Genomic DNA, 12,608 nt, shown 5'->3' on the forward strand with positions numbered 1-12,608 from the left:
TGGCAAGGGTCAGAATGGTTTTTCCAATGGAAGCACCATTTGATCGAGCACACGGATACGTTGAAAACCGACGGCTTCCAGAGCGCGCAAGGTTGTGTGTTGTTGAGCGTCCACTTCGGTACGGACCAGGCGGGTGTGGCGCAGAAAGGCAAGCGCTTTGTGTAAAAGCGCCATTTCCACAGCGCCTGTGATGGTTTCACCGACGAACAGTTCGAGCGTGGAGGTGTGGCGGTTGCGTTCGGCAAACGCCAGCCCCACGATGACACCGTTCTGATACGCCCACCATTGCCGCCGTGCGGGCATGCCCAGCCGCTCGAACAGGCTTGTCAGCGGCGACGGCGGACTGGACGCCAGCCGCGAGGCGCGCGGCGGGCGAATCATTTTCACAAGCGGCGAGGTGGCGCGGTTCATCAGGTGGTAGGCTTGCCGCCAGTGGCGTGCATTCGGCCAGCGCACCTGGACGTCGGAAGGGGGGGCGGCGGATGGTGGGCGAGGTCTGTGCGCCGCCAAATCCACCAGACTGCCCACGGTTTCGTACCCCATGCTTTCGTAGAGGGTGTGTGCGGCGTCGTTATCTTGCCGCACCTGCAAAACAATACGCCGCCCACCATGTGTGCGAATGTGCTCGTGGGCGGCTTCCATCAGGCGGCGGGCAATGCCGCGCCGACGGTATTCAGGCAGGACGGCGACGTTGCTAATCAGCCAGGTTTGCGTGTGGGGGTCCACACGCGAGATGGTCACATTCCCGACAACGCGCCCTTGCTCAATCCAGACAAAGCCCGAAAAGAAGGCGCGCAGAGAGGGCGACACCGCTTGCAACGCCCAGAAGAGCGGGCGCAGACGGTGCATCATGCGCAAATCGCGCATGATTTGTTGCCCCCCGTAGCGCATGTCGTCGGCGAAGGCGATTTCGATGAGGTCGGCGATGCCTTCCAGGTCGCGCATCGGGTCCATGGGGCGTATGCCGCGCCCCCCGGAGGCGTTAGACTCCAGCGTTTGTGTGACCATCCTCAGACTCGTCTTCCCATGAAAGAATCCAGACCGAAAGCCCCGCAACAGCAATAGTGGCGACCACCATCCAGAATTGTTGCAGTGCGGTGGCGTCCACACCGCGCAGGGCGTAGAGCAAAATGGCAACCATGCCAATCGATAGGGCAATCCATGCTGTCAGGTAGGGGTGTTCGTTCCAAAAGCGTCGCATTGTTCTGTGCTTCCCTCTTTGTTTGGTGTTTGCATCAAGTGCTGCCACGCTGTTTCAACCTGCCGGCGGAGGTCTTCCAGTGAACCGTTGTTCTCGATGATGACGTCCGCCAGACGGCGTTTTTCTTCCAATGGTGGTTGGGCTTGCAAGCGTGCCAGCGCTTCCTCGCGTGAAAGACCGCGATCGTTCATCAGGCGCTGCAATTGCACCTCGGGGTCGGCAACCACCAACCACAGTGAATCTGCCAGGCGGTAGCGCCCTGTTTCAACCAGTTTGACTGCTTCGATGACGAAGGCAGGCGGCGGGTTGGGGCGCCGACGGGCTTCGGCGATGGCTTCTTCGATGGCACGCCCCACCGCCGGGTGCACAATGGCTTCCAGGCGGCGCAGGGCGTCGGGGTCGGAAAAGACGCGCGCGCCCAACACCTTGCGATTGACGCTCCCGTCTGCATTCAGCACGTCTTCGCCGAAGGTGGCGGCAATCGCCTGTGTGACGGGCGTTCCCGGCGCAAACAAGGCGTGAACAACTTTGTCGGCGTCGAGCGTTTCCGCCCCACGTTCGCGCAACATGCGCAGAACGGTGCTTTTGCCGGATGCAATGTTGCCGGTCAGACCGATGATTTTCATTGGGTATTCCTTGAAGTTGGCGCTCAGGCGGATTATACTGTTCGCCAAAGAGGTTTGCAAAAGCCGCTTTCCCCACTTGATGCGAGCCAATGAAAGGAGCCTGTATGCGCCCCGTGAGTATTGTCGGTATCGCCATGCGCCCGGTTGAAAAAGAGACGCGCCTCTCTTTGCGGGAATTGGGGGCGTCGGTGATTCGTGACGCTCTGCGTGATGCCGGGGCGCCGCGTGCGGATGCTGTGTTTGCCGGAAACATGCTGGCGGACGAGTTGCAGGGGCAGAAACACATTGCCTCGCTGTTGGCGGATGCCGCGGGGTTGTTTGGCGTGGAAGCGTTGCATGTGCGGGCGGCGACGGCGACGGGGGCGGCGGCGTTGCGCATGGCCTATTTCGCCGTCGCCAGTGGTGAGGCGGATATCGCCGTGGCGGTGGGGGTGGAAAAGATGAGCAGCGCGCCCCCAACACCCGCGCTTGCCAAGGCGCTGGACGCCAAGCGTGAAGTGCCCACAGGCGCAACGCTCATCAGCATGAACGCCCGCATGATGGCGGCGTACATGCAGCGCTACAACGTGCCCTACGAAGCCTTTGCCAATTTTGCCGTGAACGCGCACCGCAACGCCTTGACGAACCCCTTTGCGCTCTTCCACAAACCTGTTCAAGTGGAAGATGTGCTGGCGTCGCGCATTGTCAATCCCCCCATTCGCTTGCTGGATTGCTCGCCCATTTGCGATGGGGCGGCGGCGGTGGTGCTCGTTCCCGATGCGCATGCAGGGCGGTTTGCGCGCACCCCTGTGCGTGTTCTGGCGTCGTCGGTGGCCACCGACCGCTTTGTCGTGGAAGACCGCCCCGACCCGTTGGCGCTGGAAGCCGCCCGTCTCTCGGCGCGCAAAGCCTTTCAGCGTGCAGGTTTGACGCCCGCCGACATTGACTTTTTCGAGGTGCATGATGCGTTCAGCATTATGGCGTGCCTGCTTTTGGAAGCCAGTGGGTTTGCCGAACGGGGCACGGGATGGCAACTCGCCGTTGAAGGGCATATTTTCCGCGAAGGACGCTTGCCCATCGCGACAATGGGCGGGCTGAAAGCGCGCGGGCATCCCATTGGGGCGACGGCGCTCTACCAAACAGCCGAGATTGTGTTGCAATTGTGCGGCGAAGCGGGCGCAAACCAACTCGAACGCGCGCGGTTCGCCATGTTGCAGAGCGTGGGCGGCGCAGGCACGACCATTCTCACGCACCTCTTCGGGCGTGAACGTCCCTCTTGATGGCGTGCTCGCCGCACAAGCCCCACGGCGCGATGGAGCACCAACGCCGGGTGCAAAATGTACCGCCTCAGCGACCGGGCTGTATGAACACCCCGGTTCCTCGCATGTGGAGATGACATTGCCTCTCACAAGATGATGCGTTTCGTTTCCCCTTTTCTGTTTCCGCAATTCCAGACGGGGTATTTTTGAGTTTCTTCAAAATTCAGTTTTGAAAAACGAAAATTGACCCTTGACAAAATTGATTTTTCGGTGTAGAGTGTTTGCGAAAATTGCAAGTGCCGCGGGGGTTTTCAATGAGCACCACTTCTTCACAGAAGCCGGGTTTGCGAGCATTTTTCGTTGTCTGGATAGGGCAGGTGGTTTCGCTGGTGGGAACAGCCATGTCCGCGTTTGCCTTGACGATTTGGGCATGGCAGACCACGGGCGAGGCGACGGCGTTGGCGCTGGTGGGGTTTTTCTCGTTTGCGCCACAAATTTTGTTTAGCCCCACAGCCGGGGCGCTGGTGGACCGCTGGAACCGCAAGGTGGTGATGGCGCTGAGCGATTTGGCGTCGGCGGTGGTCACGGCGGCGATTTGGTTGCTCTATGTCACGGGGCATTTGGAAATCTGGCACCTGTACGTGGGGGGCTTTATTTCGGGGACGTTTCAGGCGTTCCAGTGGCCGGCGTATTCGGCGGCGATTACGACTATGGTCGAAAAAGAGCATTATGCGCGCGCCAGCGGGATGATGTCGCTCGCAGAAGGTGTTTCGCAGATTTTTGCGCCCCCTCTGGCGGCGGCGTTGTTGGCGTTCATCGGTATTGGCGGCGTGCTCTTCATTGACCTGGTGACCTTTGTGATGGCGCTGGTTGCTTTGCTTTTGGTGCCTATTCCCACACCGCCACGCACCGCCGAAGGCGAAGCAAGCCGTAGTTCGCTCTGGCAGGAGTCGCTCTACGGCTTTCGCTACATTTTGGCGCGCCCCAGTTTGTTGGGGTTGCAGCTCACCTTCTTCTGGTCGAATTTTGTTACCACGTTCGGGTTTGTGCTTGCGACGCCGATGATTTTGGCGCGCACCAACAACAACGAGCTGGCGCTGGGGTCGGTGCAGTCGGCGTTTGGCGTTGGGGGTGTGCTGGGGGCGGTGCTGTTGAGTGTGTGGGGTGGACCGAAGCGACGCATTCATGGCGTGCTGATGGGGTTCATCCTGGCGAGCCTGTTGGGGGAAACGGTGATGGGATTGGGGCGTTCGCTCCCCGTTTGGATGGCGGCGGCGTTTTGCACAGCGGTTCTGCTGCCCATCCTCAATGGTTCCAATCAAGCCATTTGGCAATCCAAGGTGGCGCCTGATGTGCAGGGGCGTGTGTTCGCCGCCCGACGCATGATTGCCCAAATCACCGCGCCGCTGGCGATGTTGTTGGCGGGTCCACTGGCGGACAACATTTTTGAGCCGGCTTTGCGCAGTGGTGATACGTGGCTGGGGCGGCTGTTTGCCCCGATGGTAGGCACTGGTCCCGGTGCAGGCATGGCGGCAATTTTGGTTCTGAGCGGCGTGCTGGGGGCGTTGGCGGGTGTGGTGGGGTATCTCATCCCCGCCATTCGTGATGTCGAACACCTGCTCCCCGACCATGAAACCCAAACGATACGTGCCGAAGCGGCACACATTTGAATGAAAGGAGGCGTGTATGCAATCAGTCCCTACGCGATGCCCGTTCTGCGGCACGGATTTGGTCGTCACGGAGTTGCACTGTTTCGGCTGTGAAACGTCCTTTCAGGGGCATTTCAGCCTGGAACGTCTGGCGAGTTTTGCGCCCGAGCAGCTGCCTGTTCTGCAACGGTTGGCGCGGCTTTCGCCGGAACAACTGCGCTTTGTCGAGGCGTTTTTGCGCGCCGAAGGCAAATTCCGCCGCCTGGAAGAGGAACTCAATTTGTCCTATCCCACGCTCAGGGCGCGGTTGAATGAGGTGTTGGTGGCGCTGGGGTTCGAGCCGAGCAGTGGCGCACAGCCTGAGCCGCCAACGCCCGCCGTTGATCGCGAAGCGGTGCTGGCGCAGTTAGAAGCGGGCGAGATTTCGTTTGAAGAAGCCATGCAATTGTTGAAAGGACGTTGATGCGGACATTCGGCGTGTTCGGCACGCTGTTTCTCCCCCAACCAACCAAATACCAAAAAGGAGGATGCTATGAGCAACGAACGCATGCGAATTTTGAAGATGGTCGCCGAAGGGAAGTTGACGCCCGAACAGGGTGAAGAATTGCTGGCGGCGCTCGATGCGCAAACGTCGCAAACCGTCGAAGTCGAGGTGGAGGAGCCGCACAACGAGGCGATGCCTCGCTGGTTCCGTGTGCAGGTGACGGATTTGCACACCGGCAAAACGCGCGTCAATGTGCGCATTCCGCTGAAACTGGTGCGCCTGGGGTCGCGCTTGGGGGCGCGCTTTGTGCCCCAAATTGACGGTGTGCCGCTGGATGAGTTTCTGCGCGCGCTGACCGAGGAGAAGGTCGGGCGAATTGTGGAAGTTGATGACGACGAAAGCGGCGAGCGCGTGGTGGTGGAAATCGTCTAGGGCGATGGCTATCGTGTAGGGAGCGCGTGATAAAAGGCTTCCAGTTGCACCGCTTGTTGCGACCAGGCGAACTGGTGGCGCAGGCGGTGCTCTGCTTTGTGGGCAATGCGGCGGGCTGTTTCGGGTGAGCGGAGGAGGTTCACCACGGCGTGGGCAAAGGCGGCGGTGTCGGCGGGTGGAACCAGGACGCCGGCGCCTTCGTCCAGGTATTCGCGCACTTGCCCCACGGTTTCCCCCACCACGGGAATCCCCAGCGCCATCAGGTCGGCGAGTTTGACTGGGCATTTGGTGCGGTTGACGAGCGTGTCATCCATTGGATAGAGCGCCACGTCTGCCGCGCGCAGGGTTGCAGCGAGGTCGTTGGGTTCCACCCACCCCAAATGGCGCCACGTCTGCGCGACGCCCCGCGTGTGCAGGGCGTGCGCAAAGCGCTCATCTTCCCCAAACAAGCCACGTCCCACCACAAGCAGCCGTGCGGAGGGCACTTGGCGCACCACCGCTTGCCAGACGTCGGCGAGACGCTCAAGGTTGAATTCAAAAAATCGCGTGTAGAGCAGCACCAGCGGCGTCTCTGCAAAGCCGAGCGCCTGGCGCACACGGGCGGCTTGAGCGTCCAGGTCGGCGGGGATGGCGAGCGTGCTGCCGTTCGGAAGGTAGTGCACATGGTGCGGGGGAACGCCCATTGCCCAAACCAGCGTTTCGAGGGCGCGGCTGGCAACGGTGACGCCGTGGGCGTGGGTGAGCCCGTAGCGTTCTTGCCAGGCGAAGAGCCGTTTGAGCAGGGGCGGGTAGGCGTGCAAATTGTTCCAGCCGCCGGGACCTTCCCAGTCGTCGGTGTCCATGACGAGGCGCGCACGGCGAAGCCGTCGCAAATGCCACAACACCGCCGCCACCAGCCCACTGTACGCTTTGGGCTTGAAAACATGCACCACGTGGGGGCGTCGCCGCAGGGTTTCGGCAAGCAGGCGCGCCACGAGAGAGGGGGGGGGAAGCTGCCCGGCAAGCGGCAGGTTGACGACTTCAACGCCTGTATCGTACCAGGTGCGCCCGGCGTTGTCGGGGTCGTCCCACGGGGGAATGAGCAGGCTCACCTGGTGGCCGCGTGCGGCAAGGGCGCGCGCCAGCGGCAAGGCGCGCACGCTGACGGTGCCTTTGGGGCGCAACCCGAACGGCGCGATGAAGACGATGCGTTTGGGCGATGCCGGAGAGGGCGGTTGCGTGGTTGTCATGGCGCAGCGAGTATCTGCTTGTAGACCTCGGCGGTGCGGCGGGCAATTTGCGCTTGGGTGAAGTGGGCTAGCACGCGCTTGCGGGCGCGTTGGCGCAGGGCGGCGTGCAGGTCGGGCGTTGTCATCAGGCGGTGCAAGGCGTCGCGCAGGGCGGCGGCGTCGCCTTCGGGGACCACAAGCCCCGCGTCGCCGATGACGTGGGGGATTTCGCCGCTGTTGGAACCAATCGGCGGGACGCCGCACGCCATGGCTTCGATGAGGACGCGCCCGAATTGTTCCACCCAGTTGGGGCGTGAAAGCGACGGCAACACGAGCACATCCAGGGTGCGGTAGAACGCCGACATCTGTGTTGAGGGGACGGGCGGCTCCCAGGTCACGCGCGCACTCAAGCCCAGTTCGGCGGTACGCTGGCGGAGTGTCTCCAACAGGGGGCCGCTCCCGCGCCCGATAAAGCGCCACTCGCCGTCGAGGTGGGTGAGCGCTTCAAGCAACACCAGCAAGCCTTTTTCGGGAACGAAGCGCCCCGCATAGCCGATGGTGAAGGGGCGTTCGGTTTGTTCCGGGGCGGGGCTGAAGAGGTCGGGGTCAACACCAAATTGCGGGATAACCTCGATGCGTCCCGTGAACCCTTTGCGGCGCAGCACGTGGGCGGCGTCGCGGTTGCCGGCGATGGCGGCGCTGGCGTGGCGATAGACAAAGCGCTCCATGAAGGCAAAGGGGGGCGGGTAATGGCGCAACAGGTTCTGCCAGGTGAAGAAAAGAAACGGAATGCCACGCCGAACAGCGAGCCACGCCGCGTGGGCGGTCGCCAGGTTGTAGGGTTCTTCATCAATGTGCAGAAGGTCGGGGCGCACGGCGTCGAGCAGGTCGCCCAAGCGAGGGTAGAAATGCAAGTGGTACGAGCCGTTGAAGAGCATGGGCACCTGCCAGAGCGTGTAGCCGCGCGTGTGCGCCAGTTCCAGCGGCTGGATACCGCGCTCATCACGCCATGCGGGGGGCACGGCGAGGTGGATATCCAGACCCAGGTCTGCCAGTTCTTCAATTTTGCGTTGGTACGCCCCCACAACCAGGGCTTTGGAAAGATAGAGGATGCGCATGTTTGTTCACAGATGCAAGAGCGTCATGACAAGGTCTTTCATATGGTCTTCGGTGTGGCGGATGGCTGTTTCGATGATATCGCGGGTCGTGAAATCCCCCCAGTTGGAACCACCATCGCTTCCCTGGTAGGCCAACTCTTCGTCCGTCAACTGTTTGACGGTTTCAATCATCTGCTGGCGGGCGGTGTTCCATTCGGCCAGAATCTCGTCCAGGGGTTTGTCGGCGCGTTCAGCGACACGTTGCGCGTTCAGTTCGTCGCGGTTGTAGGGGCGAAACTGATAGCCCTTCTTCGCGACCATGATTTGCACCATTTTGAGCATGCCCGCTTCTGAGGCGGCGAGATGCGCCAGCACATCACGAATGCGCCAGTTGGGGTTGTGGGGCAGAGGGCGGTTGGCGCGTTCTTCATTGATGGTTTTCAGGAAGGATGTGAAGGCGTTGCGGTTGGCTTCCAGCCGTCGGACGAGGTCGGACATGGGTGGTTCCTCCTTTAGGCAAGATTGTGGCGTTGACAATGCATGGCCAGAAAACGAGGATCTGGCGCATGTTGGCGTGGGGGATGAAAGGTTGTTGTTGCGTCCAAAATCATCTGAGCAAGCGAACCTGCTTCCGGCGGGAGAGGGCGCCGTACAATGTCGAAGTTTGCATTGAGTCCAAAATACCCATGCTCAAAGAGCGGATCATGAAAACGGCACATTGCCATGGTGTTGTGTAAGGAACCGCGCCATTGAGGTGCGTCTGCCCAGCGCACAATATGGGCGGCGACTAGCAGGGTGGTGTCGCGCACGTCGCAAAAGGCGCATTGCCATCCGTAGTTGGCAAGCGTGAGTGTACGCAAGCGGTCTTGTCCACGACGTACACGTGCGCGTTGAACGGTATCGCTGACGGTTGCTTCATTCGGGATCGTAAGGCGATCTGCTTCAATGGCGTGGTCGAGGGCTTCATCGGGCAAATCTTCATCTTGCACTGCGATCGGATCGCCGAGAAAGAGATATCGCCCCTCGCCAAGAAATTCAAGCAAACCATCGTCGCGCAATTCTTGCAGAACACGGCTCAACGTTTGTTCGGGGGTGCGCCCATGGCTTCCGGTTGCCGCCACAATGCGAGGCAACATCTCGGCGATGAATGCCTGGCGTGTCATCAGCACCGAGCCGTGTTGTGCGACGTAGTGTCGAAGAGCGCTCAGCACGCTTTCGCGCCACGTTGGCATCGTTTTCCTCTATTTTCCCAGTTGCTTCACCAGCACCAGCGCATGCCGTTGAATACCAAACACATGCTCTTCGCGGCGCCACACCTTGAAACCGCGGCGCAAATAAAAGCGGCGCGTCGCCTCAAAATGTGGTGCGGGAACTTCGGGCGCAATCGTACGCACTTCCAGCGTTTGGTAGCCGCGGGCGTGGGCGATGCGCTCAACGGCATCAAGGAGTTGTGAGCCAATACCGTGTTGCTGATGGGATGGTGCAACACCAATCCAGGCGAGCGCCATAATGTCCGGCATGATGGGGTGATAGATCGCAAATCCCACAACGCGCTCATCTATCTCAGCCACCAGGCCTTCATAGCGGGCTAAGTCTGCGGCAATCATGAGTTGGTCGGGGGCGGTGAACCAATTGGCCAGCGCCCGTGCGACCTCGAAGACCGCCTCGTAATCATCGGAGTGCATGGCGCGAATGCGGACGGTGAGCGTTTGTTCGTTCATGGTGCTTCTCCTTCTGTTTCTGTGCCTGTTGGTGAGAGTGCAGGCGGCAACAGGCGTTCCACTGCTTCCACCACTTCACCCACCGTAAACGGGCGTACCAAAAACGCCGCCACCTCGGGGCGGATCGGTTCTAGCGTGGCGCGGTCGAACACGGTTGTCAGCAGAATGATCGGGGCGTGGGGCGCCATACGGTGGAGCGCGCGCACCGTTTCAGGCGTCACGTCGGGATCATCGCGGCTGTCCACGATGATGAGCGGCGGTTCGACACGCCCTTGGACAAGCGCTTTGACGCCCCACGTCAGCCCCGGCAATGCCAGAACTTCGTAGCCGCGTTCCTTGAGTTCGGCTAACACGAGCGCGCGCGTTTGCCAATCGCGCGAGAGAAGGAGCAGGCGGCGCTCAGCCATTTCAGACGCCCTTGCTGACTTTTTGCCCTTCATAGTTGGGCGGGCGTTCGGGGGTTTGCCAGCCGAATTTCAAAAAGCCCACGTGTTTGCGGCAACGAAAATCCCACACGCCGCCGGGGGCTTCCCAGCCGCCCCCCGCTCGTTTTTTCGCCATGGCGCAATCGTAGCACACGTAATCGTTGCATTTGTCGCAGACGCCACCCCAGAAAATATCCGCCTGGTCAGTGGGTTTGCCGCAAGAAGCACAAGTGCGCGGTTGGGCAATCTCTTTCTCAAAGCAAGCCGCACAGCGGTCTTCCCAGTGCGGTGGCACATGGTGCCACGACTCGCTCCACATGGCATAGGACATGGCTCGCCGAATGGCACTGCATCGCGAGCAATATTGCTCACCGCATTCGCGGCAGGTGTGCATCATCTGCGGTGGACGTTCTTTCTGACAAATAGGGCAAACAACGAGTTGTGCGGGTTGTGTCATGAATCCCCTCCATCACATGCTGAGAGACGCTGCGTTGATGCACGCAAGTATACTGTGCGTGGACGATGTGTCCAAAGCCGCGGCATGTAAAAACGGGGTCCCGCAGGACCCCGTTTCTCCGCATTTTCAAGAATCATGGGGTCTCTTGTTCACGCTCCGGCAGCATGACGCCCAACACGCGTTCCATCGCCATGGTGTGGCTGCAAATACCATGCCCCTCGAAGTAGTGGCAATCGCAGTGCCATTGACCTTCATTGTAGGTTACCGTGTGGCCGTCGTGAATGCCGTCGAATTGGACAGTGAATTGTTTGAATTGAATGCGATGGGGCTCGCTAGCGTATTCTTTCGCCTTCTGGATCTTGCTGATCATGCTTGAATCGATCATGTGGAGCCTCCTCTCCTTGTTTGAACCGGTTGAACCGAACAAAAAACCCAGGCGCATGCAGGCCTGGGTTGGTTACGCATGTTTGAATTGCTTCACTGCTGCTTTTCGTGTTGGTGTTCGCATGATGGGCTGTTCTCCTCTTTGTCGCGCCCTGTGCGATCCTGTGCAATTGCATCTGTGAACAACAGTATAGCCACCGCACAAGCGCCTGTCAACCGGCAAAACTACAAATCTCAGAAAAGATGAGGCTTGGCTTCGTTGATGTAATGGGAGCCCCCAAAGGAGGAGCAGCGCCTATGGGGAATGTGGAATGCGGCCAGTGGCTGTCGCTAGATTGAATTCGTGCTGAAAAGTTAGAATTCACAAAAAGCAATGAGTACAAATGTACTCATAAATTGAGTACGCGTGTACCTATACAAGCGCGTTTCAAGTTGGTATACTGTGCATGCACACCTACCCCCACAGGGAAGAACGGGGGGCGAAAACAGGAAACACCTCCTGTAGAAACCGCCGCAAGGCAACACTCCGAAAGGAAAAGGGCTCGCAACCATCGCTACCGTTCTTCCCTCCCCCCCCCTCCAGCACCAAACGCTCCCGCTAGGGTGCGTTTTTTTTTGTTACTTCATCTCAAGAGATTGGTTGAGTGGCAACTTCCTTGTTCATATTCCGTATCATAACCACGTGTTTTGTGGTGCTGAACCACACAACAAAGCCTGTTATCGGCGTTGCTTGAAGGCTGACCAAACAAGCCTACAATATCGCCGTACCAAGCCTAGCGTGAGACGAGGGAAATATGAAACAATCATGGTATAGACCGGACCCGCAATTACAGATACGAATGTTCCTCACCATGTTTTTGCTGGCGGTGGTCTATTTGCTCTTTGTTGCTGTTATGCTTATGTCGGGGGCGCGCGCCACGACGACATTCTTGTTTGCATTGGTCATGTTGGGAGTCCAGTACTTTTTCAGCGATAAACTGGTGCTGATGTCGGCTGGTGCGCGTGTCGTTGAACGCGATGAAGCCCCGGAATTGTATGAGATGGTGGCGCGCTTGGCGCAACAAGCCGACCTCCCCATGCCCAAAGTGGCGATTGTTCCCTCACGTGTACCAAACGCCTTCGCCACCGGGCGCGACCAGCGCCACGCAGTTGTTGCCGTGACGCGAGGGTTGCTCGATCTCCTCACACCGAGCGAACTGGAAGCTGTCTTAGCGCACGAATTGACGCACATTCGCAATCGTGATGTGGCCGTGATGACGATGGCGAGTTTTTTTGCCACGGTTGCGCAGCTGGTGGCGCGCTGGTTGATGTGGGCAGGATTTGGCGGTAGTCGCCGCCGTCGCAACGGGGGCAGTATCGCGTTCGTCTGGTTGGTCTCGTTGTTGGTCTGGCTTGTGAGTTTCTTCTTGTTGCGGGCCTTGTCGCGCTATCGCGAGTATGCCGCCGACCGTGGTGCGGCACTTCTCACCGGTTCGCCCAGCGCGCTGGCAAGTGCCTTGCTCAAAATCAGCGGGGCGATGAATCGCGTCCCACAACGAGATTTGCGGGAAGTTGAAGGCTTGTCGGCGTTTTTCATTGTGCCGGCTGGTGTGCAAAATTTGTTCATCGAACTTATCAGCACCCACCCACCATTGGAAAAACGCCTGGCGTACCTGGAACGCTTGCAGCAGGAAATGGCACAATAGG

16 protein-coding genes are annotated in these 12,608 nt (G+C 59.6%); 5 read left to right on the forward strand and 11 right to left on the reverse strand.

Annotated elements, in window-relative coordinates:
- Positions 1-9: 9 nt before the first annotated feature.
- Genes SE16_RS10440 through coaE form a run of 3 tightly spaced genes read right to left on the reverse strand, consistent with a single transcriptional unit; the run spans position 10 to position 1,827 of the window.
- On the reverse strand, positions 10-1,008 hold the full coding sequence (locus SE16_RS10440; RefSeq protein WP_082373841.1) for a GNAT family N-acetyltransferase: 999 nt from the start codon (positions 1,006-1,008) through the stop codon (positions 10-12).
- Positions 983-1,201 carry a hypothetical protein gene (locus tag SE16_RS10445; protein ID WP_054491774.1) on the reverse strand — a complete coding sequence of 73 codons (219 nt, stop codon included), beginning with the start codon at positions 1,199-1,201 and terminating at the stop codon, positions 983-985. The genes SE16_RS10440 and SE16_RS10445 overlap by 26 nt, the downstream gene beginning before the upstream one ends.
- Complete coding sequence (coaE, locus tag SE16_RS10450; protein ID WP_082373844.1) at positions 1,168-1,827, reverse strand: dephospho-CoA kinase; 660 nt, start codon at positions 1,825-1,827, stop codon at positions 1,168-1,170. Before coaE ends, SE16_RS10445 begins: the two co-directional genes overlap by 34 nt.
- Before the next feature lie 104 nt (positions 1,828-1,931).
- Between coaE and SE16_RS10455 the strand changes: the two genes are divergently transcribed.
- From SE16_RS10455 to SE16_RS10470, 4 genes are all read left to right on the forward strand, one after another.
- Complete coding sequence (locus SE16_RS10455; protein ID WP_054491775.1) at positions 1,932-3,086, forward strand: thiolase C-terminal domain-containing protein; 1,155 nt, start codon at positions 1,932-1,934, stop codon at positions 3,084-3,086.
- 293 nt (positions 3,087-3,379) lie between these two features.
- A complete protein-coding gene (locus tag SE16_RS10460; RefSeq protein WP_054491776.1) occupies positions 3,380-4,735 on the forward strand; it encodes an MFS transporter in 1,356 nt (451 codons plus the stop codon).
- 16 nt (positions 4,736-4,751) lie between these two features.
- Complete coding sequence (locus tag SE16_RS10465; protein ID WP_054491777.1) at positions 4,752-5,177, forward strand: DUF2089 domain-containing protein; 426 nt, start codon at positions 4,752-4,754, stop codon at positions 5,175-5,177.
- 69 nt (positions 5,178-5,246) lie between these two features.
- Positions 5,247-5,630: an SHOCT-like domain-containing protein gene (locus SE16_RS10470; RefSeq protein WP_054491778.1), complete on the forward strand. Its 384-nt coding sequence runs from the start codon at positions 5,247-5,249 to the stop codon at positions 5,628-5,630.
- 8 nt (positions 5,631-5,638) lie between these two features.
- On the opposite strand, the gene SE16_RS10475 is transcribed toward SE16_RS10470, so the two are convergent.
- The 8 genes from SE16_RS10475 to SE16_RS10510 all read right to left on the reverse strand — a co-directional run bounded on the left by SE16_RS10475 (position 5,639) and on the right by SE16_RS10510 (position 10,923).
- Complete coding sequence (locus SE16_RS10475; protein WP_054491779.1) at positions 5,639-6,859, reverse strand: glycosyltransferase family 4 protein; 1,221 nt, start codon at positions 6,857-6,859, stop codon at positions 5,639-5,641.
- A complete protein-coding gene (locus SE16_RS10480) occupies positions 6,856-7,956 on the reverse strand; it encodes a glycosyltransferase (protein ID WP_054491780.1) in 1,101 nt (366 codons plus the stop codon). The genes SE16_RS10475 and SE16_RS10480 overlap by 4 nt, the downstream gene beginning before the upstream one ends.
- Positions 7,957-7,962: 6 nt before the next feature.
- Positions 7,963-8,433, reverse strand: coding sequence for a DinB family protein (locus SE16_RS10485; RefSeq protein ID WP_054491781.1), 471 nt, complete (start codon positions 8,431-8,433; stop codon positions 7,963-7,965).
- 14 nt (positions 8,434-8,447) lie between these two features.
- A complete protein-coding gene (locus SE16_RS10490; protein WP_054491782.1) occupies positions 8,448-9,167 on the reverse strand; it encodes an HNH endonuclease in 720 nt (239 codons plus the stop codon).
- 9 nt (positions 9,168-9,176) lie between these two features.
- Positions 9,177-9,656 carry a GNAT family N-acetyltransferase gene (locus SE16_RS10495; protein WP_054491783.1) on the reverse strand — a complete coding sequence of 160 codons (480 nt, stop codon included), beginning with the start codon at positions 9,654-9,656 and terminating at the stop codon, positions 9,177-9,179.
- Positions 9,653-10,063, reverse strand: coding sequence for an ANTAR domain-containing protein (locus tag SE16_RS10500; RefSeq protein ID WP_054491784.1), 411 nt, complete (start codon positions 10,061-10,063; stop codon positions 9,653-9,655). The genes SE16_RS10495 and SE16_RS10500 overlap by 4 nt, the downstream gene beginning before the upstream one ends.
- Position 10,064: 1 nt before the next feature.
- Positions 10,065-10,412, reverse strand: a complete 348-nt coding sequence (locus tag SE16_RS16020; protein WP_054491785.1) for a hypothetical protein — start codon at positions 10,410-10,412, stop codon at positions 10,065-10,067.
- A gap of 259 nt (positions 10,413-10,671) precedes the next feature.
- Complete coding sequence (locus tag SE16_RS10510) at positions 10,672-10,923, reverse strand: SWIM zinc finger family protein (RefSeq protein WP_200907160.1); 252 nt, start codon at positions 10,921-10,923, stop codon at positions 10,672-10,674.
- Positions 10,924-11,716: 793 nt separating this feature from the next.
- Here SE16_RS10510 and htpX point away from each other — a divergent pair.
- Positions 11,717-12,607 (forward strand): zinc metalloprotease HtpX, encoded by an 891-nt coding sequence (gene htpX / locus SE16_RS10515; RefSeq protein WP_054491786.1) that lies wholly within the window; start codon positions 11,717-11,719, stop codon positions 12,605-12,607.
- The last annotated feature ends 1 nt before the right edge of the window (position 12,608 follow it).

The organism is Ardenticatena maritima, assembly GCF_001306175.1.
Classification (GTDB): Bacteria; Chloroflexota; Anaerolineae; order Ardenticatenales; family Ardenticatenaceae; genus Ardenticatena; species Ardenticatena maritima.

What these genes read in the sequence shown, in the direction of transcription:
- SE16_RS10470 (WP_054491778.1), top strand. Translation starts at nt 5,247, where the DNA reads ATGAGCAACGAACGCATGCGAATTTTGAAGATGGTCGCCGAAGGGAAG.
- htpX (WP_054491786.1), top strand. Translation starts at nt 11,717, where the DNA reads ATGAAACAATCATGGTATAGACCGGACCCGCAATTACAGATACGAATG.
- SE16_RS10485 (WP_054491781.1), bottom strand. Translation starts at nt 8,433, where the DNA reads ATGTCCGACCTCGTCCGACGGCTGGAAGCCAACCGCAACGCCTTCACA.
- SE16_RS10460 (WP_054491776.1), top strand. Translation starts at nt 3,380, where the DNA reads ATGAGCACCACTTCTTCACAGAAGCCGGGTTTGCGAGCATTTTTCGTT.
- SE16_RS16020 (WP_054491785.1), bottom strand. Translation starts at nt 10,412, where the DNA reads ATGTCCTATGCCATGTGGAGCGAGTCGTGGCACCATGTGCCACCGCAC.
- SE16_RS10455 (WP_054491775.1), top strand. Translation starts at nt 1,932, where the DNA reads ATGCGCCCCGTGAGTATTGTCGGTATCGCCATGCGCCCGGTTGAAAAA.
- SE16_RS10480 (WP_054491780.1), bottom strand. Translation starts at nt 7,956, where the DNA reads ATGCGCATCCTCTATCTTTCCAAAGCCCTGGTTGTGGGGGCGTACCAA.
- SE16_RS10475 (WP_054491779.1), bottom strand. Translation starts at nt 6,859, where the DNA reads ATGACAACCACGCAACCGCCCTCTCCGGCATCGCCCAAACGCATCGTC.
- SE16_RS10495 (WP_054491783.1), bottom strand. Translation starts at nt 9,656, where the DNA reads ATGAACGAACAAACGCTCACCGTCCGCATTCGCGCCATGCACTCCGAT.
- coaE (WP_082373844.1), bottom strand. Translation starts at nt 1,827, where the DNA reads ATGAAAATCATCGGTCTGACCGGCAACATTGCATCCGGCAAAAGCACC.
- SE16_RS10490 (WP_054491782.1), bottom strand. Translation starts at nt 9,167, where the DNA reads ATGCCAACGTGGCGCGAAAGCGTGCTGAGCGCTCTTCGACACTACGTC.
- SE16_RS10465 (WP_054491777.1), top strand. Translation starts at nt 4,752, where the DNA reads ATGCAATCAGTCCCTACGCGATGCCCGTTCTGCGGCACGGATTTGGTC.
- SE16_RS10440 (WP_082373841.1), bottom strand. Translation starts at nt 1,008, where the DNA reads ATGGTCACACAAACGCTGGAGTCTAACGCCTCCGGGGGGCGCGGCATA.
- SE16_RS10500 (WP_054491784.1), bottom strand. Translation starts at nt 10,063, where the DNA reads ATGGCTGAGCGCCGCCTGCTCCTTCTCTCGCGCGATTGGCAAACGCGC.
- SE16_RS10510 (WP_200907160.1), bottom strand. Translation starts at nt 10,923, where the DNA reads ATGATCGATTCAAGCATGATCAGCAAGATCCAGAAGGCGAAAGAATAC.
- SE16_RS10445 (WP_054491774.1), bottom strand. Translation starts at nt 1,201, where the DNA reads ATGCGACGCTTTTGGAACGAACACCCCTACCTGACAGCATGGATTGCC.